This window comes from Stenotrophomonas sp. TWI1151 (assembly GCF_039673135.1).
Taxonomy (GTDB): Bacteria; Pseudomonadota; Gammaproteobacteria; order Xanthomonadales; family Xanthomonadaceae; genus Stenotrophomonas.
Window position 1 is genome coordinate 387,034 of record NZ_JBDJLA010000001.1, and the last position, 24,323, is coordinate 411,356.

General features: G+C 62.1%; 28 protein-coding genes. 13 read left to right on the forward strand and 15 right to left on the reverse strand.

Annotated features, from left to right (window positions below):
• Positions 1 to 10 precede the first annotated feature (10 nt).
• On the reverse strand, positions 11 to 433 hold the full coding sequence (locus tag ABE422_RS01680) for a low affinity iron permease family protein (RefSeq protein ID WP_282261711.1): 423 nt from the start codon (positions 431 to 433) through the stop codon (positions 11 to 13).
• A 1,158-nt stretch (positions 434 to 1,591) separates the two neighbouring features.
• Here ABE422_RS01680 and ABE422_RS01685 point away from each other — a divergent pair.
• Genes ABE422_RS01685 through ABE422_RS01695 form a run of 3 tightly spaced genes read left to right on the forward strand, consistent with a single transcriptional unit; the run spans position 1,592 to position 5,229 of the window.
• Entirely contained in the window at positions 1,592 to 1,768 is a 177-nt protein-coding gene (locus ABE422_RS01685; RefSeq protein WP_346467112.1) for a DUF3606 domain-containing protein, read from the forward strand.
• A 12-nt stretch (positions 1,769 to 1,780) separates the two neighbouring features.
• The gene (gene ligD, locus ABE422_RS01690) at positions 1,781 to 4,378 is read left to right on the forward strand and encodes a DNA ligase D (RefSeq protein ID WP_346482333.1); all 2,598 of its coding nucleotides are present in this window, start codon (positions 1,781 to 1,783) and stop codon (positions 4,376 to 4,378) included.
• Positions 4,379 to 4,419: 41 nt separating this feature from the next.
• Positions 4,420 to 5,229 (forward strand): OBAP family protein, encoded by an 810-nt coding sequence (locus tag ABE422_RS01695; RefSeq protein WP_282261705.1) that lies wholly within the window; start codon positions 4,420 to 4,422, stop codon positions 5,227 to 5,229.
• 538 nt (positions 5,230 to 5,767) lie between these two features.
• Here the strand turns inward: ABE422_RS01695 and ABE422_RS01700 are convergent.
• From ABE422_RS01700 to ABE422_RS01730, 7 genes are all read right to left on the reverse strand, one after another.
• Positions 5,768 to 6,271: a glycoside hydrolase family 15 protein gene (locus tag ABE422_RS01700; protein WP_346482536.1), complete on the reverse strand. Its 504-nt coding sequence runs from the start codon at positions 6,269 to 6,271 to the stop codon at positions 5,768 to 5,770.
• A gap of 14 nt (positions 6,272 to 6,285) precedes the next feature.
• A complete protein-coding gene (locus ABE422_RS01705; protein WP_346482334.1) occupies positions 6,286 to 8,109 on the reverse strand; it encodes a glycoside hydrolase family 15 protein in 1,824 nt (607 codons plus the stop codon).
• Positions 8,106 to 9,005: an SDR family oxidoreductase gene (locus ABE422_RS01710; RefSeq protein ID WP_346467108.1), complete on the reverse strand. Its 900-nt coding sequence runs from the start codon at positions 9,003 to 9,005 to the stop codon at positions 8,106 to 8,108. Before ABE422_RS01710 ends, ABE422_RS01705 begins: the two co-directional genes overlap by 4 nt.
• Positions 9,006 to 9,038: 33 nt before the next feature.
• Positions 9,039 to 9,905, reverse strand: coding sequence for an SDR family oxidoreductase (locus tag ABE422_RS01715; RefSeq protein ID WP_346482335.1), 867 nt, complete (start codon positions 9,903 to 9,905; stop codon positions 9,039 to 9,041).
• 107 nt (positions 9,906 to 10,012) lie between these two features.
• Complete coding sequence (locus ABE422_RS01720) at positions 10,013 to 10,399, reverse strand: sensory rhodopsin transducer (RefSeq protein WP_313218350.1); 387 nt, start codon at positions 10,397 to 10,399, stop codon at positions 10,013 to 10,015.
• Positions 10,396 to 10,881, reverse strand: a complete 486-nt coding sequence (locus ABE422_RS01725) for a DUF4126 domain-containing protein (RefSeq protein ID WP_282261699.1) — start codon at positions 10,879 to 10,881, stop codon at positions 10,396 to 10,398. Before ABE422_RS01725 ends, ABE422_RS01720 begins: the two co-directional genes overlap by 4 nt.
• Before the next feature lie 40 nt (positions 10,882 to 10,921).
• Positions 10,922 to 11,086: a hypothetical protein gene (locus ABE422_RS01730; RefSeq protein ID WP_282261698.1), complete on the reverse strand. Its 165-nt coding sequence runs from the start codon at positions 11,084 to 11,086 to the stop codon at positions 10,922 to 10,924.
• Positions 11,087 to 11,266: 180 nt separating this feature from the next.
• Between ABE422_RS01730 and ABE422_RS01735 the strand changes: the two genes are divergently transcribed.
• The gene (locus ABE422_RS01735) at positions 11,267 to 11,968 is read left to right on the forward strand and encodes a glycosyltransferase (protein WP_282261697.1); all 702 of its coding nucleotides are present in this window, start codon (positions 11,267 to 11,269) and stop codon (positions 11,966 to 11,968) included.
• Positions 11,969 to 12,225: 257 nt separating this feature from the next.
• Here the strand turns inward: ABE422_RS01735 and ABE422_RS01740 are convergent, their stop codons facing one another.
• From ABE422_RS01740 to ABE422_RS01750, 3 genes are all read right to left on the reverse strand, one after another.
• Positions 12,226 to 12,594: a response regulator gene (locus tag ABE422_RS01740; protein ID WP_282261695.1), complete on the reverse strand. Its 369-nt coding sequence runs from the start codon at positions 12,592 to 12,594 to the stop codon at positions 12,226 to 12,228.
• Between the two features lie 115 nt (positions 12,595 to 12,709).
• The gene (locus ABE422_RS01745; protein WP_282261692.1) at positions 12,710 to 13,066 is read right to left on the reverse strand and encodes a response regulator; all 357 of its coding nucleotides are present in this window, start codon (positions 13,064 to 13,066) and stop codon (positions 12,710 to 12,712) included.
• Between the two features lies 1 nt (position 13,067).
• Entirely contained in the window at positions 13,068 to 14,210 is a 1,143-nt protein-coding gene (locus ABE422_RS01750; RefSeq protein WP_346482336.1) for a PAS domain S-box protein, read from the reverse strand.
• 184 nt (positions 14,211 to 14,394) lie between these two features.
• Here ABE422_RS01750 and ABE422_RS01755 point away from each other — a divergent pair, with 184 nt between their 5' ends.
• The 3 genes from ABE422_RS01755 (at position 14,395) to ABE422_RS01765 (ending at position 16,534) form a co-directional block, all read left to right on the forward strand.
• Positions 14,395 to 14,748, forward strand: coding sequence for a response regulator (locus tag ABE422_RS01755; RefSeq protein WP_019184262.1), 354 nt, complete (start codon positions 14,395 to 14,397; stop codon positions 14,746 to 14,748).
• A gap of 100 nt (positions 14,749 to 14,848) precedes the next feature.
• A complete protein-coding gene (locus tag ABE422_RS01760; protein WP_313212620.1) occupies positions 14,849 to 15,358 on the forward strand; it encodes a ferritin-like domain-containing protein in 510 nt (169 codons plus the stop codon).
• 831 nt (positions 15,359 to 16,189) lie between these two features.
• Positions 16,190 to 16,534 (forward strand): hypothetical protein, encoded by a 345-nt coding sequence (locus tag ABE422_RS01765; RefSeq protein ID WP_346467105.1) that lies wholly within the window; start codon positions 16,190 to 16,192, stop codon positions 16,532 to 16,534.
• A 700-nt stretch (positions 16,535 to 17,234) separates the two neighbouring features.
• On the opposite strand, the gene ABE422_RS01770 is transcribed toward ABE422_RS01765, so the two are convergent.
• Both ABE422_RS01770 and ABE422_RS01775 read right to left on the reverse strand, forming a co-directional pair.
• Positions 17,235 to 17,630, reverse strand: a complete 396-nt coding sequence (locus ABE422_RS01770) for a VOC family protein (RefSeq protein WP_192083497.1) — start codon at positions 17,628 to 17,630, stop codon at positions 17,235 to 17,237.
• Positions 17,627 to 18,265, reverse strand: coding sequence for a TetR/AcrR family transcriptional regulator (locus ABE422_RS01775; RefSeq protein ID WP_192083498.1), 639 nt, complete (start codon positions 18,263 to 18,265; stop codon positions 17,627 to 17,629). The genes ABE422_RS01770 and ABE422_RS01775 overlap by 4 nt, the downstream gene beginning before the upstream one ends.
• A gap of 129 nt (positions 18,266 to 18,394) precedes the next feature.
• Between ABE422_RS01775 and ABE422_RS01780 the strand changes: the two genes are divergently transcribed.
• A complete protein-coding gene (locus tag ABE422_RS01780) occupies positions 18,395 to 19,138 on the forward strand; it encodes an SDR family oxidoreductase (protein ID WP_192083499.1) in 744 nt (247 codons plus the stop codon).
• A gap of 25 nt (positions 19,139 to 19,163) precedes the next feature.
• On the opposite strand, the gene ABE422_RS01785 is transcribed toward ABE422_RS01780, so the two are convergent.
• Positions 19,164 to 20,072 carry an AraC family transcriptional regulator gene (locus ABE422_RS01785; protein ID WP_192083500.1) on the reverse strand — a complete coding sequence of 303 codons (909 nt, stop codon included), beginning with the start codon at positions 20,070 to 20,072 and terminating at the stop codon, positions 19,164 to 19,166.
• Between the two features lie 138 nt (positions 20,073 to 20,210).
• Here ABE422_RS01785 and ABE422_RS01790 point away from each other — a divergent pair, with 138 nt between their 5' ends.
• The 5 genes from ABE422_RS01790 to ABE422_RS01810 are packed head-to-tail and all read left to right on the forward strand — an operon-like array spanning position 20,211 to position 23,233.
• Entirely contained in the window at positions 20,211 to 20,954 is a 744-nt protein-coding gene (locus ABE422_RS01790; protein WP_313212622.1) for an SDR family oxidoreductase, read from the forward strand.
• Positions 20,955 to 20,973: 19 nt separating this feature from the next.
• On the forward strand, positions 20,974 to 21,378 hold the full coding sequence (locus ABE422_RS01795; protein ID WP_313212623.1) for a VOC family protein: 405 nt from the start codon (positions 20,974 to 20,976) through the stop codon (positions 21,376 to 21,378).
• The gene (locus tag ABE422_RS01800) at positions 21,371 to 21,724 is read left to right on the forward strand and encodes a nuclear transport factor 2 family protein (protein WP_346467104.1); all 354 of its coding nucleotides are present in this window, start codon (positions 21,371 to 21,373) and stop codon (positions 21,722 to 21,724) included. The genes ABE422_RS01795 and ABE422_RS01800 overlap by 8 nt, the downstream gene beginning before the upstream one ends.
• Positions 21,725 to 21,754: 30 nt before the next feature.
• Entirely contained in the window at positions 21,755 to 22,750 is a 996-nt protein-coding gene (locus ABE422_RS01805; RefSeq protein ID WP_346467170.1) for a saccharopine dehydrogenase NADP-binding domain-containing protein, read from the forward strand.
• 12 nt (positions 22,751 to 22,762) lie between these two features.
• On the forward strand, positions 22,763 to 23,233 hold the full coding sequence (locus ABE422_RS01810) for a nuclear transport factor 2 family protein (protein ID WP_313212626.1): 471 nt from the start codon (positions 22,763 to 22,765) through the stop codon (positions 23,231 to 23,233).
• A 174-nt stretch (positions 23,234 to 23,407) separates the two neighbouring features.
• On the opposite strand, the gene ABE422_RS01815 is transcribed toward ABE422_RS01810, so the two are convergent.
• The gene (locus tag ABE422_RS01815) at positions 23,408 to 24,259 is read right to left on the reverse strand and encodes an abortive infection family protein (RefSeq protein WP_346467103.1); all 852 of its coding nucleotides are present in this window, start codon (positions 24,257 to 24,259) and stop codon (positions 23,408 to 23,410) included.
• Between the last annotated feature and the right edge of the window lie 64 nt (positions 24,260 to 24,323).

Sequence of the window (24,323 nt, forward strand, 5' to 3'; positions counted from 1 at the left end):
TGAAGGCCTGCTACACGCCTGCAACGTCTTCTTGCGCGCACGGCATGCACAGGTCTTTTTTCGCTTTGAGATGGGCCGCAGTCTTGGCCAACTGCTCGTATCGAAGGCGGATTTCCTCCAGACGCTCCTGGTCCATCTCCTCCAGATTCAGCAACTCGTTGTTGGCGTTGCTGGTCACTCGGATCAGCTCATCCAGCTTGATGTGGATGGCGGCGGTGTCGGCATTCTGGGTGTGCTGAATCAGAAACACCATCAAGAAGGTCACGATCGTCGTTCCGGTATTGATGACCAACTGCCACGTGTCGTTGAACCTGAAGAACGGTCCGCTGCTCGCCCAGACAATAACCACACCCAAGGCCGCTACGAAGGCGCCCAACGATCCCGAGGCGCGCGAAGCAGAACAGGCAATTTTGCTAAAAAACGGTTTCGACATGGTCCACTCATGCGTGTTGAGTGGAAGAGAACCTACGACCGCGAATGTCGAGGATTGGTGACTTTCAGCATCGTAGGAAACCCGAAGTGAACGCTTTCGAGGGGACGCTTACGGCAAAAGGGATGTGTGCGGGCCGTTGACAATGTCCTTTCGCCGTTTTCACGCATTTAGAACGAGGATTGCCGGCTCATGCCAGCGGAGGATCCGAGGATGATGGCCGACGCATTGAGGCGTTTGAGTGACTGGACTGCCCAGCCTGCGTTCCGAGAGTTGACCGTGCGGGAGGCTGCCCTGCACCTGCAAGAACTTGCACCCAGCTACCCAGATCCTTTCGATCAACCGGTGGAGATTTGTGTAAATGGGTGCCGGTGGTTTGCCGAGGAGGTCGAGGCAGTCGCGGACGCTATCCACAGGGCAGGACGGCGACCCCATCGCGCGAGGGAACTGCTCGGCGGTCCCGAATGGGGCATCTTGCGCAATGCGGCCGGCCTGTGGGCGGTGACCGGTCCAATGGCGGGGCGGAAGTCCCAGTACCGCGAGGGATCCGCGTTGGTCCAGGCTCGCGAGCCCGAGGCAGCAGTTGAGGCTTAGATCACTGCTGCGGTGGATCTGAGGACGCAGGGCCGCCGGCTGATCTTTGCGAAAACTCCAGCAAACGAGCAGCAGAAATCGCCTGGCGGCTCCCGCACGCAGGGCACTCAAGCACCGCCCCGCCGCCAGGTATGTTCATGAGGCTCGGCGGGGCAGTAGCATTGGTGACGCGGTGGCAGGAAAGGCACTTAGCTTGGACGTTGAGGACTTTTGGATCCTCTTCCGAGCCGGGGTGGCTTGGCTGCACGTTGACTTCAAACAGATAGAACAGCCCGGTATTTGGCATGCCAGAGATTTCGCGTTTGGGGTCCAAGGTGGAAGCCCGGGCCTAAGTATGGCTTTCATCATAAGTGCCCAAGACTGCCGTAGCCAGAGAGCCCGGCGGAGCCCAATGTGGTGGCCTACGATGAGGGCCAGAAACGCTTCGAGGTCCCGAGGTCGCTAAGTCAGGAGCGCAGGTGATGTGTCGGAGCTGAGCCTCATCTGTGAAGGGGCGCGCAATTCCTGTTCACGGCGGGCCTACGGCGGTGGGACTAGAAACAGTCTACTTGCCTGGGAGTAGATGCCATGACTGACGACAAGAAGAAGACCGGTTTCCCGGATCGTGACCGAATCAACGTCAATGAAGATTACGAGGTCCAGTACTGGACCAAGACCTTGGGCGTAACGGCGGCCCAGCTAAAGGAAGCGGTCAAGGCCGTCGGCCCCACCTCGGCGGCGGTTCGTAAGCACCTGGGCAAGTGACGGGCGCGGGGCATGTCCCTCACCGAATATCGCCGCAAGCGCAGCTTTAGCAAGACCAAAGAGCCCGAACCCGGCAAGGCAGTACCCGCCGGGCAGCGGGCCATTTTTGTCGTTCAGTTGCATCATGCCAGCCGTCGTCACTACGACTTCCGCCTCCAGGTTGGTGACGCGCTGAAGAGTTGGGCCGTGCCCAAAGGGCCAAGCTACGACCCGAAGGTCAAGCGGATGGCTGTTGAGGTGGAAGACCATCCCGTCGACTACGCCAGCTTCGAAGGCGAGATTCCCAAGGGCGAGTATGGCGGGGGTCACGTCGCCCAGTTTGATCACGGGGTCTGGGCCACCGAAGGGGATCCCGAGGCCCAACTCGCCAAAGGGCATCTGCGCTTCGAACTGTTCGGATCCAAGCTCAAAGGCGGATGGCACCTGGTTCGATCCGGCAAGCCGGCGCGTCAGCCGCAGTGGCTTCTCTTCAAGGAGGATGATGCCTACGCCAGCCAGGTCGAAGCCGATGACCTGTTGGGCGATGTCGCCGCGCCCCCTGCCGCAGACCTCAAACGGGCCGGCAGCGGGAAGCCTGATAAGAAGCGGCTCAAGGCGGTCCCCGTCGCAAAATCCGCTCGACGCGTGGATTGGGCCAAGAGGGCGTTGGCGCTGACCAGTGCTAAAAAGGCAGAGGCCCCCCAGGGTCCGTTCGAACCCCAGTTGGCCAAGCTGGGCGACTCGCCACCCAAGGGCGACCAGTGGGTTCACGAGATCAAATGGGACGGCTACCGGATCCTGGCCACGGTAGCGCAAGGCGAGGTTCGCTTGTGGTCGCGCAACGCGTTGGAATGGACCAACAAGATTCCCGAGATACGTGATGCCGTCGCTGCACTTGGTTTGAAATCCGCCGCCTTGGACGGGGAGTTGATCGCGGGGCGCGGGACGAAGGAAGACTTTAATCTGCTTCAAGCCACCCTATCTGGCGAGCGCCAGGGTGCGCTGTCGTATGCGCTCTTTGACCTTCTGCATATCAATGGCGTGGACATTGCGGATGCGCCGCTGCTGGAACGAAAGGAGCTGTTGGAGGACGTCTTGAAGGGAGCCTCATCCCATTTGGCCATGAGCTCGCACATCGCCGGCGATGGGGAGGCGGCCTATCGTTTGGCGGGTGAGCAGCATTTCGAGGGCATCATCTCCAAGCGCGCCGATCGCGGCTACCACGGCGGCCGAGGTGAGGATTGGAAGAAGACCAAGCAGTTGGCCAGCGACGAATTTGCTGTGGTCGGCTACACGGCACCCAAAGGAAGCCGCACTGGTTTCGGATCGTTGCTACTGGCCAAGCCCGACCCCGAGCATGGGTGGCTCTACGTGGGGCGCGTCGGCTCGGGGTTTTCGGACACCCTGATCGGGGAGCTGACGGCGCTGATCGGCATCGCCGGCGGGAAGAAGCCCACCGCACATGTCCCAACGACAGAGACGGACTTGCGGGCCGCCACCTGGTTTGCGCCCCGGTTTGTCGTCGAGGTCTTTTACCGAGGCATTGGCGGGCAACAATTGCTGCGCCAAGCGTCGCTGAAAGCGGTGCGGCCCGACAAAGACGTGGCCGATCTAAAGGACTCGGATTGGAGCAGCGATACCGGCGGCGGTGCTACATCTGCCAAGCCGAACAAACGTGGGAAGCAAGCCGTCACCAAACCCGAGCGCGGTGTCGCCGTCAAACCCACGAACAGCAAGGGCAGGGCGGGTGCAGGAGAGCGGGTTCCCCCAAAGCTCTCCAGCCCGTCCAAGGTGATCTTTCCCGACATCAAGGCCACCAAGCAGGAGGTGTGGGACTACTACAGCGCGGTTATGGACCATCTGCTGCCTGAGATCGTTGGGCGTCCACTGTCGATCATCCGCTGCCCAGCTGGCACCGGCCGGCCGTGCTTCTTCCAGAAACACCACACTGCGGGTCTGGAGTTGGTCACTTCGGTGAAGCTCAAGGAAGACAGTGGGATCAATGCCTACTACCTGGTGGTCGACGACGCCGCCAGTCTCTTGGAGCTTGTGCAGTTCAACGCCTTGGAGTTCCACCCTTGGGGCAGCCACGCCGATTCGCCCGACCGCGCCGATCGTGTGGTGTTCGATCTTGACCCGGGCCCAGACGTGCCGTTCTCCGAGGTCAAGAAAGCTGCAACCGACATAAGGAAGCTCCTTCAGCAGTTGGAGCTGGAGTCCTTCCTGCGCGTTTCCGGAGGCAAAGGCTTGCACGTGGTGGTGCCGTTGAATCCGGGATGCGATTGGGATTTGACCAAGCGGTTTGCTCATGGATTCGCAGACGCTTTGGCACAGTCCGAGCCGCAGCGATTCTTGGCGACGTCGACCAAAAGCCTGCGCAACAAACGCATCTTCGTCGACTACCTGCGCAACGGCCGAGGGGCTACCGCCGTGGCGTCCTATTCCTTGCGAGGCAGGCCCGGCGCGCCCGTGGCAATGCCCATCGCGTGGAGCGAGCTGTCGAAGCTCACCCGGGCCGATAGCTTCACCATGAAGGACGTGCCCGCCAAGCTCAAACGCAGGCGCAAGGATCCTTGGGAAGGTATCGAATCAATCCAACAGAACTTGGCACGGTGGGCACAGGACGACTGATCCCACTTACCAGCTGCCGTTGCTTTTCAGGAGGAATCACTATGCGTCGATCCATCGTTTGCGCCGCCGTCGCGCTTGTCCTGTCTGCGTGCGGCGGTGGGAACACAGAGTCCAGCGTCCAAGCGCCCGGGGCCGAAGAAAGCGCGAAGACCAAAGCGCTAGAGACCGGGGCGGCCGTGCTGCAGGACCGGCCTCCGGTCGACGCCATCAACGCCTATCTGGACGGGTTCCATTTCTACAACGGCCAGATGAAGGTCCAGATGGAAGCCCATCACTACTGCTCCATCCTCAACGAGGATGTCATCCAGTGCACGATCTACGACGGCAATGTGAAAGACGCCAAGCTGATGGGGGTGGAATACATCATCAGTGAGAAGCTGTTTGCAGGCCTTCCTGAGCAGGAAAAAGCGCTGTGGCACAGCCATGTTCAAGAGGTGAAATCGGGTCAGCTCATTGCGCCGGGGATTCCCGAGGTGGCCGAGCATGCGCTGATGGAGAAGCTCATCCACACGTATGGCAAGACCTGGCACACATGGCACACAGACCTGGACAAGGACCTGCCCCGAGGCATGCCGCAGCTGATGATGGGGTTCACCGCAGACGGCCAAGCGGACCCGGCCATGGTCGCTGCCCGTGACGCCCGGCTCGGGGTCAGTAGTGAGGACAAGCGGAAGCGTCGTGCCGATATCGCCGCGCCCCCCATCGATGCAGGGGCGGATGCGTGGCAGAAGGGGAAGGTCATCCAGATCGAGGACCCGACCGGCGGGCATGTTCACGCAGGGAAAGATGAACCTGACGCGCCGTCCGACGGGGACAAGAACGCGACGTCCAAGGGCAGCTCAGAAGTGTGATGGCGGGCGTCGAGGTCAAGACCAAGACGTCCGTAGGCTGTTACCGGGTTTCGATGACCAGAGCCCGTTGGAACACCGGCAGCATTGGGCTGAGCGGTATTCTCGGTGCCAAAGGGTGCTGCGCCGAACGCTTGGAAGGCTCCCCAAAAGCCGAGAGCCGCGCGTTGCTGACGGCGTGATGCGAGCCACACTGGCCGCAGCGGAAAAGCGCGCCGCCCGGAAGCTCTATTAGGGAGCCACGGGAGGACGCGGTGGTCGTGCTGCAATGGCTGCATTCGACGGTAAGCGCCAGGATTCGCTCTACGTCGCCAGTAGATGCATAGCTCGCTTCAAAGGAGCGAATGACAAAAGATGCTGAGGTGGGCATCGTTGCTCCTGAACAGGGGGGGCTGACCAGAGCATCTCCGGAAACCCGTGACGGGGTTGTCGTGAAGGGACGCAGCGTTGTTCCGTCAACGCTGCACCGCCCCTTGGGATAGGGATGCCGATGACGGGCTCGGACCCCTCAGACCGCATTTCGAGATGTCCGACGTCCGCCTTAGTCGCCATCTATCGCATAAGCGGCGTGCACCAAGGCTAAGTGACTCAGGCCCTGCGGCGTATTGCCCAGCCCTTCATCGGCTTCGGGATCCCACATCTCTGGCATAAGGCCCACGTCGTTCTGGACGCGGGCCAGCAACGATCCGAACAAGCGATCCGCTTCTTCTGCCTCCCCCAGCAGGCCGTAGGCTTCCACCATCCAAAACGCGCAACTGATGAAAGTGCCTTCGCAGTCCTGCATGCCGCTGTAGCGCCACAGCAGATCCCCGCTTTCATCCGACAGTTCGCACCGAATGGCCTCCCGAGTAGCGATGAAACGCTCCCGGCGCAGTTCGCCCAAGCCGAAGCGCGAAGCGAGCATCAGGCTCGCGTCCAGCCGGTCGCTGCCGGCATGCATCACGTAGCTCTGCTTTGCCTTATCCCAGCAGTGCTCGTCGATCCAGTCCAGGATGCGCTCTTTCTCGCGCTGCCAGCTCGGACCCCTCAGACCGCATTTCGAGATGTCCGACGTCCGCCTTAGTCGCCATCTATCGCATAAGCGGCGTGCACCAAGGCTAAGTGACTCAGGCCCTGCGGCGTATTGCCCAGCCCTTCATCGGCTTCGGGATCCCACATCTCTGGCATAAGGCCCACGTCGTTCTGGACGCGGGCCAGCAACGATCCGAACAAGCGATCCGCTTCTTCTGCCTCCCCCAGCAGGCCGTAGGCTTCCACCATCCAAAACGCGCAACTGATGAAAGTGCCTTCGCAGTCCTGCATGCCGCTGTAGCGCCACAGCAGATCCCCGCTTTCATCCGACAGTTCGCACCGAATGGCCTCCCGAGTAGCGATGAAACGCTCCCGGCGCAGTTCGCCCAAGCCGAAGCGCGAAGCGAGCATCAGGCTCGCGTCCAGCCGGTCGCTGCCGGCATGCATCACGTAGCTCTGCTTTGCCTTATCCCAGCAGTGCTCGTCGATCCAGTCCAGGATGCGCTCTTTCTCGCGCTGCCAGCGCGGCAGACGGGCAGTGGTGATGTGGCCAGCCTCGGCGAGTTCGCAGGCTCGGCGGAGCGCCATCCAGCATTCCACCTTGGACATCGTGTAGTGCTGCGCGTCGCCCAGTTCCCAGAAGCCGCTGTCCTTGCGCATCCAGTTGTCGGCGCATTCGTCAGCCAGTTCGAACAAGAGCCGGGCAGTTGTGGGGTCGAGGATGTGGCCGGCTTCGATCATCCGGCTGGCCATTTCCAATACGTCGCCGTAGGCGCAGGTCTGCAACTGCTCAGAGGCCGCATTACCCACGCGCACTGGTTGGCTGTTGCGGTAGCCCGGCACATCGATACAGCGTTCCTCTTCGACCCGCTCGCCGCGAAGGGTGTAGCACGGCGCAAGCCCGGGACGGTGGCGACCGATGGTGGTCATCAGCCAGCTGAAGCCGGCCTCGGCGTCGGGCAGGGCACCCACGCGCAGGAAGGTCTTGATGACGTATGCGGCATCGCGAACCCAGGCGTAGCGGTAGTCCCAGTTCTTGTCGCCGCCGATGCGCTCGGGCAACGAAGCGCTCACCGCTGCGGCGATGGCCCCGGTGGGCGCGAACCAAAGGAATTTGAGCGCCAGCGCCGATCGGATGACTTCAGCGCGGCGGCTTGCGTCGCAGTGCAGGTCGTCCACCCACTGGCGCCACTCCCGATCGGAGCGGTCGATGCGGGTATCGATATCCACTAAAGGCGGAACTGGGAGCACTTCGTCCTGAGAGGCGAGCAGAGCGATGATCTCCTTGTCGCCGGTCCGAAGGGTCACGGTGCCGCGGAGTTCCCGGTCATCGCAATTGCCGATCTGCACGCGTTCGGAATAGCGCAGCATCGTCATCACGGGGCCGGCGTGATGCACGCATCCGTTTGGGGTATCGCTCATCCAGGGCGTGCAGGCCCCAGCCCGGGTGCCCGGCTGGTAGAGCAGATCGAAGGTGACCTCTCCCTCCAAGCCTTCCAGCCGGCGGCCCAGCTCGGACCAAGGCAGCCGCCCGGCCGGGCCGCTGTTGAGCGACTCGGTCACCCGGGCCAGGCCGGTGTCGGTGCGGACGTGCGTTTCCAACACGTTGCTGTTGTCGCGGTAGCGCCGCTGCACCTGCTGAACGTCGCGGGCTTGGAGCACAAAACGACCGCCGGCCGGGGCATCGAGCAGGCGGTCGAGCAAGGGCGGTGCGTCCATGCACGGGGCGCACCACCAGTCGATGCTGCCATCCGGCGCGATGAGCGCACTGGAGCGCCCATCGCCAATGGCGGCGTAGGAGTGGATGGGCGCATACCCGTCCGCGTCGCGCTCGGCAGGCACGCTATCGGCATCGCTGGAGCCAGCGGTCACGGCAGCAGCATGCCGCCGGTGGCGCCGATCACCTCGCCGGTGATGTAGCTCGACTCCTGGGTGGCCAGCAGGACGTAGGCCGACGCCATTTCCACCGGCTGGCCCGCACGCTTCAGCGGCGTCTGCGAGCCGAACTCCGGGATAGCCTCGGGCGGCTGTCCGCCTGCAGGCTGCAAGGGCGTCCAGATCGGACCCGGAGCGACCGCGTTCACGCGGACGCCGCGCTGGGCCACCTGGTGGGCCAGGGCCTTGGTAAAGTTCACAATGGCCGCCTTGGTGGGAGCGTAGTCCAGCAGGTTGGGCGAGGGCTGATAAGCCTGGATGGACGCGGTGTTGATGATGGTGGCGCCGGCCGGCAGATGCGGCAGGGCAGCCTTGCACACCCAGAACAGCGCGTGCACGTTGGTGCGGAAGGTGGCGTCGAATTGCTCGGAGGTGAGGTCTTCGATCTTTTCCACGGCCAACTGTTTGCCGGCGATGTTGGCGACCACGTCCAGCCCGCCCAGGCCCTTGACCGCCTGCGCCACCAAGTCGCCGCAGAACTGCTCGTCCTGGAGGTCACCCGGGATGGCGATCGCCTTGCGGCCTTCGGCTTCAATCAGCGCCACCACTTCGGCAGCGTCGTCTTCTTCTTCGGGCAGGTAGTTCAGCGCCACGTCGGCGCCTTCGCGCGCGAAGGCAATGGCCACCGCGCGGCCGATGCCGGAATCGGCGCCGGTCACCAGCGCCTTGCGACCCTTCATGCGCCCCAGGCCTACGTAGCTTTTCTCGCCATGGTCGGCCGCCGGCTTGAGCTCATGAACAGTGCCGGGCGGGGTTTGAACCTGGGCCGGGTAGGTCGGCTGTGGGAACTGGGTCAGCGGGTTCTGCATGTCGTATTGGTTGCGGGACGTCATTGGAATCCTTGGGGGAGGAGGGAGATACAGGCCTTACAGGGTGACCGCGCCGCCGGAGACGGTAAGCAGTGCGCCGGAGGTGTAGCTCGCGCTGTCGGCAGCGAGCATCACGTAGGCCGAGGCGAGCTCTGCCGGCTGGCCGGGACGACCGAACGGGGTCTGGCTGCCGAACTGCTCAACTTCCTCTGCGGCCATGCCGGCGGGAATGAAAGGCGTCCAGATCGGGCCGGGCAATACTGCGTTGACACGGATGCCCTTCTCGGCGAGAAGACCGGCCAGGCCGATGGTGAGGTTGGCCACCGCGCCCTTGGTGGCCGAGTAAGGCAGGATGTTGGGCGTGGGCTTCTTGGAGTTCACGGAGGCGGTATTGATGACCGAGCCGCCGTCCTGCAGGTGCGGCACGCACAAACGGGTCAGGTTGAAGACGGCATGCACATTGGTATCGAACGTCTTTCGCCAGTCGTCCAACGTGATGTCATCAAAGGATTCGTAGTAGCGCTGATACGCGGCGTTGTTGACCAGAATGTCCAGGCCCCCAAGTTCGCGAGTGACCTGCTCGATGAGCGCTTCAGCCTGGGCGTCGTCGCTGATGTCGCAGGGGCACAGGACGGCCTTCTGGCCCGCCTCTTCTATGAGGACCCCAATGCTGGCGGCATCCTTCTCCTCGCCCTCAAGGAACGCGATCGCCACATCGGCGCCTTCCCGGGCGTAGGCAATGGCTACTGCCGCACCAATACCGCTGTCGCCGCCGGTAATCAGCGCTTTCTTGCCTTTCAGCATGCCGTGACCAACGTAGCTTTCCTCACCGTGGTCTGGCCGAGGATCGAGCTTGTCGGTCTTGCCGGGAAACGACTGCTGCTGCGCCTTGAACGGCGGCCGGGGATAGTTGGGCAGGGGCATTTGCTGAGCCTCTATTGGGTTGAGGAAGGTCAGTGTGCGGACGCCTTGGTAAACGTCGCGGCCCAGTGGTGTCGATGCGATGTGCAGGGGTCGGATCGACCGGAGGGTCAGAGCGGGTAGGCGATGGTCGTCATGATGCTGTTCTCGGCTTGGCGTGAATCAAGCCGGGTGTGCTGGACGACGACCGGAACATCGGATTCGATGACGCACGAAAAACCCACGCCACGGGGCACCGGGGCAGGCACCTCGAGATCGTTGAAGCGCTTGTGACACGTGCGCCGGGCGGGGACGGTGAAGCGGTAAGGGCCCTGCGGGTCGCGATCCTCGAAATACAGCGTCAGGGTGATCGCCGCATCGGTGGAACCGGTGTTGAGGATGCAGCAGGTCTCGTGGCTTTGCAGCTCTGGTTCCGGCCCGTTGCTCCACGCAGGGATGTAGCCCTCGGCGATAGCCCAGCACCGCCGACCGAGGGACGTCCGCTCATTGAGGTTCATCCGCGACGTCCCCTTGGCTTGGCGCCCCCGGCAGCCCATTGTGTGATGAGGGCAGCACTGCCGACGGCAATGGCGTCTTCCACGGCGCCGGTGCTGCTTTGACCGTAGCGGGCGATCGCCCGCATGCGCAGGTTGAAGGTCACGTAGGCCATACCAACGGCGGCGCCTGCACCCAGAAGCGCGCCCAGCTTTCGCTGCCGATGGGGAGCGAGCGCTGCGCCTGCAATCATCCCGGTAGCGACGCGCGCAACCATGCCTGCCGGAACGATGCGGTCGGGGGCCGTTTTCATCTTGTCACCAACGAGCTCACCGCCTGCCAACGCGAGCATCCCTGCGGAAGCGAGCTTGTTGGCCAGAAGGCGAGGGGCACCGTTATCGGCCGGCAAGTTACCGCTCCGCGCGGCGTTGGTCACCGCGGCCAAGGGGGTCATCGCGCGCATTCCTGCGACGGCTCCCATCAAAATCGAATGGATCAAGGCCATCTGGCTCTCCTGAATAGGGTGGAATCGCCGGAGCCGGCCCTCAGGGCTTTGCCGGACGCTCGTAATCTTCCGGTTTGGCGGTGTGCTCCGCCTCAGGCATGTCCTTGTCTTTCCACGTGGCGTCATCGTTCCGGAGCTTGTCCGGGGTGTGCGCTTTATCCTGGTCATCCACGTCGGCGCCGGGATTAAGGGGCAGTTTGCTCATGGGTCGCTCCGTGTTGGTGTCAACCTCTATGCTGCTCCCGCCGCCATGAGAACGGCGTTTGGGCGGACTCCACATTTTCACGACGCCGCGGTCACCGTCTGGCTACGTTGACGCGGGTATCTGTTCGTCGCAACGGACGGAGGACCTTACGATGCATGGACCGACCAGGGAGGGCCTGCGGTGATCGCAGTGATAGTTCCGGCCCACAATGAGGCAGCAGACATTGGCCGCTGCCTGGAATCAATCACCGTGGCCGCCAGGCATCCTGGACTTCGAGGCGAGCCCGTAGTGGCAGTCGTGGCGCTCGATGCCTGCACCGATAAAACGCCAGACGTATGTTTGCACCACGGTGCCGTGGCCATCTCGATTGAGGCACGGTGCGTGGGCGTGGCACGTGCGGCGGCTGCCAGCCATGCCCTTGGCTTGGGTGCGCGCTGGATAGCCAGCACTGACGCCGATACGCACGTCCCGTTTGACTGGCTCTGGAAACAAGCAAGCTGTGGGGCCGATGCGTTTTGCGGCGTAGTGGAGGTGCGTGACTGGCTTGATTACCCGGCTGCCGTGCGCCAAGCATTCGCTAGGCGCGAGCATGCGCGCGAAGGCCATCGCCATATCCACGGTGCCAACATGGGTGTCAGTGCTGCGGCCTATCGGGAGGTGGGCGGCTTCTCACCGCTGTTCACGGGGGAGGATGTGGCGCTGGCTCAGGCGCTTCAGCGCTCGGGGGCCAGCATCGCTTGGCGAGCTCGACCAGTCGTCACCACGAGTGCCCGCCGGTCAGCCAGGGCACCTCACGGGTTCAGTGGCTTCCTGCGTGCCTTGGAACGCGAAGTGCTCGAAGCGGGTGGGGCGTTGTTACCATCGCGGGAACTGGTGCGATGACGCTGAGGCCAGAGGAAGTCCAGACCCCAGGTGGATGGCTCCGCTGCCCGGTCTCCGTATGCGGGGACAATGTCCGGTGCTCTCCAAGCTCCCGGCAGTCCGGGGGTGCATGGTCTCGCGTGACCATCTTGGGCGAGGGGCATTCGTCCACAAGGTGGAAAAGCGGGACGAGGGCAAAGTTGGAGCATCTACGAATAGCCCCAAGTTGCACGTGGGAGCAGGGATGCTCATGTGCGCCCTGAATCGCCATAGCTGCACTAGGGCCTGAGCCTACTCACCAGGTGCAGAAGCTCTTTGACACTGAACGGTTTGGTGACAAATGGCGCGCCCTGATGCCGCTTCGGAACCGCTTGAAAGTAGACAGCGGAAGCGAATAAGAACGGGATTCCACGAGCCGCCATTTGATCTGCAACAGGGAACACCGGCCCGTCTCGCAGCTCAACGTCCAAAATGGCCGCATCAACGGTGTGGCTGGCAAGGGAGCTTAGCGCATCGGCAACAGAATACGCAGGCACGACCCGAAATCCCGCATCGCCTAAAGCCTCGACAAAAAGCCTGGAGAGCTCGATCTCGTCCTCGACTACCAAAATGACACTGCCTGATTCAGATTCAGCCGGACGGGTCATGAACTAATGAAGTTGCGGAGAGAATCGAATCGTCCTCTTCGACGTGTCAACGTCGAGCCAAGGGCTTTTGGCTCTGCGTTGACATGCACGCGCCGATAGGCGATGGATTCGTGGCTCAATTCAATTGTTCGTGGATCGCAGTGATGAGCTGTTTGAAGCGGTAAGGCTTCGGCAGAAAACGCACGGACGCAGGAATGGGGGGGAGCTGGGAGCGCTGGAGCCCGGACACCACCAACACACGGGCGCCGGGCTGCGTTTCGGCGACCGCAGCCGCCACCTCAAGGCCTGAAACACCACCCGGCATGCTGACATCCGTAACCACCACGGCGTATTGCGTTTCACCCCTCAACTGGGCGATCGCTTCTATTCCATCGGATGCGGGAGTGACCGCGAAACCCTGATCGGACAACGCTTGGGTCACCACCGAGCGCAAATCGGCTTCGTCTTCAACGAACAGCAAATTAATGGGCATATCAAGGCTCGTGGATAGGAAAGCAAAGCACGATGCGGGTCCCTTTTCCCGGAACGCTGTTCAGTTGGGGAAAGCCGCCTGATTGTTTCGTGAAACCAAACACCTGGCTAAGCCCTAGACCGCTGCCCCGTCCCACGGGCTTTGTGGTGAAAAATGGTTCGAACACGCGTGCCTGCTGGGCGATTGGAATGCCCTCACCATCATCCGCAACGGTCACGCAGACGTGAGGCGCAGGGGCGTGACCCTCTGAGGCAGGATCGAGGGTCTCCTTGGCGCTGGCTGAGATGGTGATAGTGCCGCCGTCGGGCATCGCATCGCGGCTGTTGCACACGAGGTTTAGGACCGCTGCCTCAAGTTGTGCCTTGTCGACGAATACCAAGGGGAGATGCTGGTCGAGGTCGAAGGTCACCTCGACCCCGTCTCCCGCCGAACGCTGCAAGAGTTCATGGGATTCTCGCAGCGCGGCGGCGACATTCAAGGGTTCGGGAGACAGCTTCTGGCCTCGGCCAAACGTCAGTAGTTGTCGCGAGAGCAGCGCCCCACGCTCCGCCGCCCGTAGGGCCGTCTCTATCAGCTTCGACGCAGGGCCGTCCTTAACCCTCAAGCTGATGAGGTCAAGGCAGTTGACAATGATGGTCAGGAGGTTATTGAAGTCATGGGCCAATCCAAGGGTCAGCTTGCCGATGGCTTCCATTTTCTGTGCTTGCAGCAGGCTGTGCTGGACCTTTTCTAGCCGCTCTTGAGCGTCATGACGCTCAGTGATGTCTCTGGTCACTTTGGCGTATCCCACCAACGTGCCGTCGATCCAGATGGGATCGATCACTACGCTTGCCAAGAAGCGTGAACCGTCTTGCCGGACCCGCCACCCCTCCTCGATACACCGTCCCTCCGCGGCTGCTGTCCGCAGGTTGCGCTGAGGCACGCCCGCAGCGGCATCCTCGGGGAGGTAGAACCGGGAGAAATTTGTTCCAATGACATCTTGGGCGGTGTAGCCCTTGATCCGCTGCCCGCCCGGGTTCCAAGTCCGAATTACGCCATGCTCGTCAAGCATGTAAATTGCATAGTCAGTGACGGAGTTGACCAAGAGGGCGAACTGTCGGGACTCGTCATTCAACACGTCTTTGGGGTGTTCCAACTGTGTCACGTCCATCTCCCCGGCATCGCGTCACCCTAAGGGATGGTTTGTAAAGAAATCGTAAAAATGCGTGCTCCCGTGCTCGCTTTGATGTGGCCTTTACACACTGATGCTGCGTCATGGTCACACTGTATCTGCATGGACAGAACGCGACACGCGGGAGGGTGGCCGTATGGCAGACGGAATGGGAGCAGTGAGTGTATTCCTGGTAGAGGATGAGCCGAGCTTGATGTATGTGCTCGAGGAATCGATCAAGACCCTTGGTTACGCAGTCGTTGAGAAGGCGGAGTATTTGCCAGACGCTCTAGAGCGTGCGAAAAGCGTCGCGTTCGATGTGGCAATGCTGGATGTCAATTTGCATGGGCAAGAGTCCTTCCCCGTTGCAGACGTTCTGATGGAGCGCGGAATTCCGTTTGTCTTTACAACGGGGTTTGGTAAAACCACTTTGCCTGAGCGCTTTAAGCGCGCCCCCGTAATGGAGAAGCCGTTCCGTCTGAAAGACATCCATCGCGCGATCACTGAGCTTCAAGGGGAGCTATCGGCCTGACCGGGTCTTATGACTTCGCCTGGTCTTCACCCAACCATCGCCTCCCGGCGATGCCTCGCTGGATAGGGTGCGTTCTCCCTTGTCCAACCAGGAGATTTCCATGGCCGAACCCAAAGAGAACCTGCTTGACTGGCTGCGCGACGCCCATGCAATGGAGCAGCAGGCGGAGACGATGTTGAAGGGGCAGGCGTCCCGTATTGAGCACTATCCCGTGCTGAAGGCGCGGATCGAAGAGCACATCCAAGAGACGATCGGACAACGAGAGCTGCTCGAGGGCTGCATCAAGCGCCTCGGCGGCTCTCCATCCACCATCAAAGACGTGATGGGAAAAATGGCCGCATTCGGCCAGGCGCTGGGTGGGATGACCGCATCCGACGAAATCGTGAAAGGCGCGATGGCCGGCTACGTGTTCGAGCATTTTGAAATTGCCTCCTATACCGCGTTGATCGCGGCAGCCAAGACCGCCGGTGACCCGGAAACGGCACGCGTGTGTGAGGAAATTTTGGTCCAGGAAGAGGCGATGGCCGACTGGCTTGGAACGCATTTGCCGGAAGTTACCGAGGAATTCCTGGTGCGCGATGCTGCCCCCGGTGTTGAGGCGAAGAAGTAAAGTCCCGCTCATCATCGCCGACGCCCCGTCGGAGGGGCTTCCACTCTCCGACAGGGCGTCGGGGCGCCCGGCTTATCTTGTCCGTCGATAGCTAAAGCATCGACGGAGTTCACCCAGAGCCGGCAAGACCACCAGAAGGATTGCGGGCACAAGTGCAAAGGCCCATAGGCCGGCTGGGGCAGGGTCAAATGCCAAGACTGGTCCGACATGGGCGCTAGGCAGTGACCAGTAAACGGCACCTGTCGCGACCCACGGCGCTAAGTCCAGAACACTGTGGACGTGCTGCTCCAACGGGCGAATCGCGCGCTTGGGATAGGCCACCCGCGTGTCCCAGTAGCCTGTTATTGCGTGCAGGCACACCAGTGCCAAGAGGATGGCGAAAAGCCCATGCGAGGCTCGGAATCCCAGCCAAAGAACCGTCGCCAACCCGAGGATCGCAATCTGAGCCAAGTGCAGCCTTGACTCTGGAATGCCCGAGGTGGATTCGATACTGCTGGCGCTGTGCAGCCAGAAGTCCATGGCGCCCGCGGCCAACCAGAGCACGTACAGGACATGCCAGACCGTCACGTCCATGGTGAGGTCGAACTTTCGATTTTGAAGGGCCGGCTGCGTCTATAGCTCATAGCGATTCCTCCTGACAGGTCAAGCATCGGTTGGTCCGGAAATTCTAGAAAAGCCGCTCGCACGACGATGTGTTTTCGGCACGGGTGACTTACCCGTTCCGCTTGACGGCTAGGAACTCCATCGGTTTGACGGACCCTTGACGCCACGCTGACACCCCGTGCCGTCTGTGGAGCGGATATTCGTCTTCAACCTTGTCAGGAGAAACGTATGAGCGCTTATCCACAATTTACGGCAGCAACGCCGCGTGTAACTCGAATGGAGATGGCTGATCTGTACGTGGGCGATGGCACCACCGTGGTCCAGCTGGACGCGCTCCCCTGCGAGGATTGGGTCCAGAACCTCCGAGAATTAGTGAGTCAGTGCCCAGAGCTCGCCGGAGCAAAGGTGGAGGTGGAGGGCTCGTGGGTCCACTTCATCGGAGTACGGAAGGCTGTTGGCCCTGTTGCGCCCCGCCTGTTGGAGGTCATCGCAGCCGCAGGCGAGATGGCCTATGGCCCCCACACCGTTCGGCCGTCATTGTTTACCTCGGCCGCGGACTTAGCGATGCAGTGACACGGCGCCAGTGACGCCGACCGCCCAAATGCTTCCAAGGGCGCTCACGGGATGACCATGGCTGATGACAAGAGACTGGACACGGTATCGATTCCCTGCGCGGTGTTATCCAGCCGGAATAACTCAACTAGACTCTAGTACCCCCGGGGGAGATCGAAGGTGCAGAGGGTTCAGATGAGCGAGCGCATGACCCTCAGCCATGCCACCCATGCCACCCAATGCGATGGCGCTCCACACAGGCGGCCAGTTCCCGGCGGACTACCTGGGATCCGCTCGTGGCCAGAAGTGGACCTTGGCCCCACGGATAGCACAAGGGACCTGCTATCCAATTTTATCGCTTTGGTGACGAGGCAACAGGCGCCCCTATTTGGATGCACCCTTGGTCACTCGCCGCGCCTGTCTCAAGTGTCGGGGCGTCCGCTGGCCAAAATGGGGTGCAGGCTCGGTCTTAGCTTTCTCGCTCAACGGGATCGGTTAGGGATGTTTATCGGGGGTAGGCGGAGTTTCGCTACTGGCAGAAGCAAGCGTTCCCCGAGCAATGGATCAGGGCTCCAGATCACGACTAAGGTTGACGAGACCACACCGTCGCCCGCGCGTCCCCGTTTGCTAGAGAAAGCCCTTAGTCCAACTATTCCTACTAGTTCCTTAAACATGCGGGAGCAGATACTGCTGATCACCAAGGCAGGAAGCTTCTGCACGGTCAGGACTGACGTTGGCAGACCACCTCCACGTTGACGCCATCTGGGTCCAGCACGTAGGCGGCGTAGTAGTGCGGGTGATACTGCAGCCGTATGCCAGGTGGCCCATTGTCGACACCACCAGCGGCCACCGCCTCACGGTGGAATGCGTCGACGGCTGCCCGGCTGTCGGTCGCGAACGCGATGTGCGTGCCCGTCCCCGGTGCCTCATGGTCGTGAATCCATAGGCATGGATAGCCCTCCTTGCCGAAACCATGGCGGGAGCCGCCGGTGCGAGTGCGCTCGGGGCCAATGGTGATGACGAGGAGGATTTCTAGAGGAGCCAGGGCGGCTTCGTAAAAGCGCCGGGATGTCTCAGCATCGCTGACCGCAAACTCAATGTGATCAAGGATCGTCATGACGTGGATTGCTCCGAGGTAGCTAAGAACGTTTCGAAGGCGAGGCCGGCAAGTTTGGCGACCGAAGTCACTCGGGGCCTGGACAATCCGGCGCGTGCCGAAGCAGACAAGCCCTGCAATGTCGTCACGACGTAATCGGCCAGTTCGCGCGCACGCTGCGGCTCTGACCGGCTGATGTAATGCTCGATGAAGGTGGCAGAGGCGTCCGCGTAGGCACCGGCCAATGCACGCGCCTGCGGATCATCAGCGCGCATCCCTTCGGCCGCCATGCAGCCACGCCGGGATTTCGATCTGGTATAGAGGGCTGCGGCATGCAGCAGGAGGTCGCTGATGGCCTCACCCAGCTGCCGATCAGGCGTCAGGATCCTGTCTGCTGGCAGGTTCGCCTCTTCCACATAAACCGCTAGACATCGCTCGAACAGGCCAGCCTTGTTTCCATAGGCGGCGTACAGACTCGGTGGATTGATGTCGAGCGCGCGGACGAGCTCGGAGATGCCCACCGCGTCATATCCCCGTTCGTGGAAAAGATCTTTTGCGATGAGAACGCCCGCCTCGCGGTCAAAGGGGCGCCGTGATGGCCGCGCCGACGAAGGCGAATCCTTGAAGCGGGTCGATCCTGGAAGTTTCTGGCTCATGGTTTCCTCCGACGTCGGCGTAGCTGCGTGGGTGGCGAAGTGTTGCGAGGACGCAGTGGCATGTTTGCGTCCGTTGCTTTAGTGGTCACTATATACTAGATTAGTGATCACTACAACGCGGAGCGTGCAATGTACAACTTGAACAATAAAACAGCTGTTGTGACTGGCGGTGGCAGTGGAATCGGCCTGGCGATCGCCAAACGGCTGACGCAGGAGGGGGCCCGGGTGGTCATCACAGGCAGGCGCCAGCAGGTACTGGATGAAGCGCTTGCCACGCTGGGCGAAAACGCGGTCGGGCTGGTCGCCGACGTCAGCAGCGCGTCCAGCCTGGAGGCGCTGTATACCGAGGTGAAACGGCTTTTCGGCGGGATCGACGTGCTGGTGGCCAACGCAGGTGGTGGTGTACATGCACCACTTGGAAAGATCACCGAGGAGCAGATCGACCAGCAGTTCTCGACCAACGTAAAGGGCGTAGTGCTGACGCTGCAGGGTGCGCTGCCCCTGCTTGGCTCCGGATCGAGCGTGGTGATCATCGGGTCGACGTCCTCCATGGATCCGGGCCCTACCATGAGCATCTACGGCGGTACCAAGGCGGCAGTTCGCAACATGGTCCGGAGCTGGACGGCCGAACTCAAAGGGACGGGGATCCGGATCAATATCCTGAGCCCTGGGCCGACCAATACGCCATCGCTGCGCGAAGCTTTCGGAGACGATGCCGAGGCGGGCATGGCGTTTCTGACGGCAAAAAGTCCGCTGGGCCGCATCGGCGAGCCGGAGGAAATCGCGTCGGCCGTCGCGTTCCTGGCAAGTGATGCAGCCAGCTACGTCAATGGCGTAGAGCTGTTTGCTGACGGTGGCGCTTCCCAGAGCTGACCGGGGGCAGGGCTGCACCCGCCGGCTAGGCGAGTGCAGGTCCGCGGACGCTCGCCATGATGCGTGCAGCGTCCCGGGAAGGCGGCAGACCGAACGCGCGTACGTACTCTCGACTGAACTGCGTCGGGCTTTCGTAGCCCACATCAAGCGCGGTCGCGGTCACGCTCTTGCCATGCGCCGTCAACAGCTGGCGTGCCTGCAGCAGGCGCAGCTGCTTCTGGTACTGAAGCGGACTCAGTGCGGTGGCGGACTTGAAGTGACGGTGGAAGGCCGACTCGCTCATTGCCACCTGTTCGGCCAAGGCGGCGATTCGAAGCGGTTTGGCGTAGTCGCTACGGATGCGCTGGATCGCGCTGCTGATACGCGCCAGCGCCGAATCCGGCGTGGCCAACTGTCGCAGCATGCATCCGTGTGGTCCCTGCAGCACGCGGTACAGGATCTCGCGCTCGTAGGCCGGGGCCAGTGCAGGTATCTCGCCGGGGCGTTCCATCAGGCGCAGCATGCGCACCCACGCATCCATCAGCTCCGGGGTGACGGCAGCGACGTTGAAGGCCTCGGTCTGGGTGGAGGGCTCGCCGCGCCCGGTGGCGGCATCGGTGGTGTCGCACAGCAGCGCTGCGAGGATGCTCGGGTCCAGCGTGAGGCTCACCGCCAGGTACGGTTCGCCGCTGCTGGCCGGGTGCACGGCACCCACCGCCGGTAGGTCCACGGACATGATGAAATAAGTGGCGGGGTCGTAGTGGAGCGTCTTCTCACCCACCGTCATGGATTTGGTGCCCTGCAGGATCAGGTTGATCATCGGCTCGTATACGGCCGCCAAGGCATGCTCCGGGATCTCCCCCTGCACCATGGCCACACGGGGAATACCCGTATCAGTGCGGCGATTTTCGGCATGCGCCGCGAGCCGGCGCAGTTCATCCAGTGCGTTTTCCATGGCCACATTGGACACCCACCGGAGCGGGCTGGCAAGGCGAGGAGCAGGAATAGGCAGGAAATAGCGAGGATCAGGGCGGCGCTCCACGGCCAGCGAGCCTAGCCTGTGGATCACCCTTCACTGCACAGGAGTACCTGCATGAAAAATGTACTGATCACCGGCGGCAGCCGTGGCATTGGTGCCAGCGCCGCGTTGCACTGCGCGCAGCGCGGCATGGGCGTCGTCCTCACCTACAACGCCCAGCCCCATGCTGCCCAGCAGGTGGTGGAGCGCATCCAGGCAGAGGGCGGTACGGCAGTGGCCCTGCAGCTGGATGTGGGCAAAACCGGCAGCTTTGCGGCGTTTGCCGCGCAGGTGAAGGACACCTTGCAGGGCACCTGGGGCGCCTCCGCGCTGGATGGCCTGGTGAACAACGCCGGGTTCGGGCTGTTCAATCCGATAGAGACGGTGACCGAGGAACAGTTCGACGGTCTGTTCAACGTGCACCTGAAGGGGCCGTTCTTCCTTACCCAGGCACTGCTGCCGCTGCTGGGTACTGGCGCGAGCATCGTCAACGTCACCAGTGCCACCACGCGTGTGGCCACCGCCGGGGTGGCGCCATACGCCGCCTTCAAGGGCGGGTTGGAGGTGCTTACCCGCTACATGGCCAAGGAGTTCGGCGAGCGCCGCATCCGCGTCAACGCCGTCGCACCCGGGGCGATCCGTACCGAACTGGGCGGCGGCCTCAATGATGAGTTCGAAGCCCTGCTGGCCGCGCAGACGGCGCTGGGCCGGGTAGGCGAGCCGGACGACGTGGGCCGCGTAATCGCTGGGCTGCTCGGTGATGAGCAGGCCTGGGTCAATGCGCAGACCATTGAAGTTGCAGGCGGCTACAACATCTAGTTCGCAACGGGAGTACGACATGCTCGACCACATTTTCCTCACTGTCACTGACACCACCCGCTCGGTCGCGTTCTACACGGCCGCGCTGGCCCCGCTGGGAATCGTCAACCGGCTCGACTACGACGGCCGGCAGGGCCCACCCGGCCACCCGGACCTGAAGGGCTTCGGCGCAGGCGGCCGGGTCTTCTTCTGGCTGCGCCAGGGCGTGGCGGCAGCGCAGGCGGCACATATTGGATTCGTGGCGGATTCCAGCGCGATGGTCGACGCGGCTTATGCCGCCGCGATGGCCGCCGGCGCCAGCGAGATCCATCCGCCCGGCCCGCAGCTGCACTACGACCCCCGCTACTACGCCGCGCAGGTGCGCGATCCGGATGGCTACAGCCTGGAGTTCGTCTACAAGAGCTGGCAGCACGGCCATGAATGACGGCGTCGAGTCGCACCCCCTGCAGGCCACAGTGGTGGCCTTCATCAACGCCACGAACGCCTTCGATATCGAACGGGCCCTGGCGTTGTTCAGCACGACGGCAGTGATCGATGACCCTTCCACCGGATCCACCTTCAACAAGCATGCCGGGGTGCGCGACTATCTGGAAAGGTACTTCCTGGGTTACCACACGGTCACCCGGCTGCTGTCGCTGGAAGGTCTTGGCGATGTACGTGCACGCGTCCGGGTCGATTTCACCGGCGATTTCGGTCACGAGATCGGATTGCTTCTGGTGGCCGTGGATTCCGCAGGCCGCATCTCCCGCATTGACGCCTCACTCGAATAGGGTGGCGAGGAACACACCATGAAAACATTGATGATCTACGGTGCATCCGGCTACACCGGGCGCATGGCTGCAGCACACGCGAAGGAAGCTGGGCTGAAGCTGGTATTGGCAGGGCGCGACGAAGCTCCGCTGCAGGCGCTGGCCACACGCCTTGGCGTGGCGTACCGCGTGTTCGCGCTGGATTCCGCTGCCGATGTGGACTACGGATTGCAGGATATCGCGGTGCTGCTTAACTGCGCAGGTCCGTTCGCGCATACCGCAGGAGCGCTGATCGAGGCGTGCCTGCGCGCCGGCGTCCACTACCTGGATATTGCCGCCGAGCTGGACAGCTACCAGTTGGCCGAGCGCCATGACCTGAACGCCGCAAAGGCCGGGGTAATGCTGATGCCGGGCAGCGGGGGCAGCGTGGCGATGCTTGGCAGCCTGGCCGCGCGTGCCGTGGAGCGTGTGCCGTCACCGGTGGCCATCCGTATCGCGTTGCATGTAGCAGGTTCGATGTCGCGCGGATCGGCTATCAGCGCCAGCCAACACGTAACGGCCACGTGCCTTATGCGCAAGGACGATGTGCTCACGGCACGTGCCCCGGACGCGCTGCGCGACATCGATTTCGGCAACGGGCCGGTGAGTTGCTTTCCAGTGACGCTGCCTGACCTGATCACCATCGCCCGGCAAACCGGGGTGGGCGATATCGAAACCTACGTACATGTTTCTGGCAGCGCTTTCCCCGAAGGCGGCATCGATGCACTGCCGGATGGTCCCACCGCGCAGGAGCGCACCGACAACCGGTACCAGGCAGCGGTAGAGGTAGTCGGCGCCAACGGTACCGTAACCCGCGCAGTGCTGGATACGGTGAACGGCTACAGCTTCACTCCCCTTGCCGCGGTCGTGGCTGCGCGCCGTGTGCTGGCAGGGGAGGCGCGTCCAGGCTTCCAGACGCCTGTAGGTGTATTCGGCAGCGGCTTCGCTGAGACCATCGCCGACACCCGTATCACTCTCATTGACCCAACCACCCCCACGGCTCGCTAAGGAATCCACTTCATGTCGCTGCACCTCAACGCTCCCGATACTCTTCACGACATACATGCCGTGGTCGACACGCTGTACCGCTTCGCCGCAGGTATCGATCTTCGCGACCGCAAGCTGCTCTCGTCGGCCTTTACAGAGGACGCCATCTCCGACTTCCGCCCCGCTGGCGCAAAGGCGGGCTTCGAGTACCCGGTGCTGCAGGGGCGGGAAACCATCGTCGAGGCGCTGTCCACTTCGCTCAACGGGCTCGATACCTCCCACTCGTTCAGCAACCCGAGGGTGGCGGTGGACGGTGATACGGCCCGGGTGGATGTGTTGGTCGAAGCGCAGCACGTATCGAGGGTCGACGGCACACGCCAGTATCTGATGAAGAACCGCTATGACGTTTTCTTGGCCCGCCGCGACGCGGGGTGGGAGATCAAGCATGTGATAGTGGACAACGTCTGGAGGACCGGTGATCCGGGCGTGCTCGCCGGAATCTGAGCGGAGTGGGTGGTCAGTGGTCCGCTTCTGGCCGAAAGCGGACCTTGGCCCACCGGATAGGACAGGGGAGCCGCTATCCAGTTTTAGGATTAGAGGGATTTATCGAGGGTACGAAGAGGATCTAAGCAGGAAAAAGGCGCGATCACAAGCGGTGTCATGATCGCCACCGGATCGTCAGAGCGCTGCAGGGCGACGCTCGCGCCTTTGTAGTCTCGCAAGCAAATAGGCTGAAACCGTCCCCATAACTTCAACCGCTGCCTTAGCCTGCTCGTCAGAGAGCGCAGGCACCCATGGTCGACCATGGCCAGTTCCCTCCTTGTTGCGGACGCGATTTGCTCCCATGGCAGCCTGAAAGAGCCCACGTTCCATCAGTCTAATTGCTGGCTCGCCAGGTTGCTCAGGCAGTTCGGGCACTGCAAGCTCAAGCGCGACAAAAGCCATGCCAAGCAACGCTTGGAAGTTCGCGCCACTTGGATATCCCCCTTGGAGCGTTGTAAGAACATGCGCCGCTGTAGCCTCAGTCAAGTCTTTGCCGGTGCCAGTGACAAGGGCTGCATCTTCCGCGCCTTTCTGGGCACGCCTAGCGTAGGCGGCTAACGCATCGGTTAGTTGCAAGCCGGTAAGAGAGGAAAGCAGTTTGGGTTCGAGTGAACCTTGATCGGTCAGCACAAATCCTTCCGCATCGAAGGCAGCCTTGGCATTCTCGACCGCCTCGCGGCCCACGTAGTTCGTGGATTCGGTTCGGAAGCCGCCACATGCGCGGACCTTTGCAAGCAAGCCGGAAGCAAAGCGACTTGCAGCTTGTGGGTTGGTGTCCATAGCGGCGTAAAGCACGGCACGAACTCTTTTGGCCTTGCCTATAAGCTGTCCCTGTTGTTTCGGGTCAAACTCTCCCAATCCGGCCTGATTTACGTGAAATTCGATGTCGGCGTGAGAAGGCTCTCTATATGCGCCACCATTGTTTGAATCATCCACAAGTTGCATCAGGGCGTGGGCGATCGTATCGGTGACTGGCAGGCTAGACATCCTGTTCTCCTGATGCAAGGGAAGTTGAAGCGAGCACTATGGGTCGCGAGATACTGGTGCTACC

Excerpts from the sequence above, each read along its gene's own strand:
- ABE422_RS01680 (WP_282261711.1), bottom strand. The coding sequence starts at position 433 with ATGTCGAAACCGTTTTTTAGCAAAATTGCCTGTTCTGCTTCGCGCGCC.
- ABE422_RS01775 (WP_192083498.1), bottom strand. The coding sequence starts at position 18,265 with ATGAGCCAGAAACTTCCAGGATCGACCCGCTTCAAGGATTCGCCTTCG.
- ABE422_RS01710 (WP_346467108.1), bottom strand. The coding sequence starts at position 9,005 with ATGACGTCCCGCAACCAATACGACATGCAGAACCCGCTGACCCAGTTC.
- ABE422_RS01725 (WP_282261699.1), bottom strand. The coding sequence starts at position 10,881 with ATGGCCTTGATCCATTCGATTTTGATGGGAGCCGTCGCAGGAATGCGC.
- ABE422_RS01730 (WP_282261698.1), bottom strand. The coding sequence starts at position 11,086 with ATGAGCAAACTGCCCCTTAATCCCGGCGCCGACGTGGATGACCAGGAT.
- ABE422_RS01745 (WP_282261692.1), bottom strand. The coding sequence starts at position 13,066 with ATGCCCATTAATTTGCTGTTCGTTGAAGACGAAGCCGATTTGCGCTCG.
- ABE422_RS01780 (WP_192083499.1), top strand. The coding sequence starts at position 18,395 with ATGTACAACTTGAACAATAAAACAGCTGTTGTGACTGGCGGTGGCAGT.
- ABE422_RS01805 (WP_346467170.1), top strand. The coding sequence starts at position 21,755 with ATGATCTACGGTGCATCCGGCTACACCGGGCGCATGGCTGCAGCACAC.
- ABE422_RS01740 (WP_282261695.1), bottom strand. The coding sequence starts at position 12,594 with ATGACCCGTCCGGCTGAATCTGAATCAGGCAGTGTCATTTTGGTAGTC.
- ABE422_RS01715 (WP_346482335.1), bottom strand. The coding sequence starts at position 9,905 with ATGCCCCTGCCCAACTATCCCCGGCCGCCGTTCAAGGCGCAGCAGCAG.
- ABE422_RS01765 (WP_346467105.1), top strand. The coding sequence starts at position 16,190 with ATGAGCGCTTATCCACAATTTACGGCAGCAACGCCGCGTGTAACTCGA.
- ABE422_RS01685 (WP_346467112.1), top strand. The coding sequence starts at position 1,592 with ATGACTGACGACAAGAAGAAGACCGGTTTCCCGGATCGTGACCGAATC.
- ABE422_RS01785 (WP_192083500.1), bottom strand. The coding sequence starts at position 20,072 with ATGGAAAACGCACTGGATGAACTGCGCCGGCTCGCGGCGCATGCCGAA.
- ABE422_RS01815 (WP_346467103.1), bottom strand. The coding sequence starts at position 24,259 with ATGTCTAGCCTGCCAGTCACCGATACGATCGCCCACGCCCTGATGCAA.
- ABE422_RS01810 (WP_313212626.1), top strand. The coding sequence starts at position 22,763 with ATGTCGCTGCACCTCAACGCTCCCGATACTCTTCACGACATACATGCC.
- ABE422_RS01720 (WP_313218350.1), bottom strand. The coding sequence starts at position 10,399 with ATGAACCTCAATGAGCGGACGTCCCTCGGTCGGCGGTGCTGGGCTATC.
- ligD (WP_346482333.1), top strand. The coding sequence starts at position 1,781 with ATGTCCCTCACCGAATATCGCCGCAAGCGCAGCTTTAGCAAGACCAAA.
- ABE422_RS01790 (WP_313212622.1), top strand. The coding sequence starts at position 20,211 with ATGAAAAATGTACTGATCACCGGCGGCAGCCGTGGCATTGGTGCCAGC.
- ABE422_RS01695 (WP_282261705.1), top strand. The coding sequence starts at position 4,420 with ATGCGTCGATCCATCGTTTGCGCCGCCGTCGCGCTTGTCCTGTCTGCG.
- ABE422_RS01770 (WP_192083497.1), bottom strand. The coding sequence starts at position 17,630 with ATGACGATCCTTGATCACATTGAGTTTGCGGTCAGCGATGCTGAGACA.
- ABE422_RS01800 (WP_346467104.1), top strand. The coding sequence starts at position 21,371 with ATGAATGACGGCGTCGAGTCGCACCCCCTGCAGGCCACAGTGGTGGCC.
- ABE422_RS01795 (WP_313212623.1), top strand. The coding sequence starts at position 20,974 with ATGCTCGACCACATTTTCCTCACTGTCACTGACACCACCCGCTCGGTC.
- ABE422_RS01760 (WP_313212620.1), top strand. The coding sequence starts at position 14,849 with ATGGCCGAACCCAAAGAGAACCTGCTTGACTGGCTGCGCGACGCCCAT.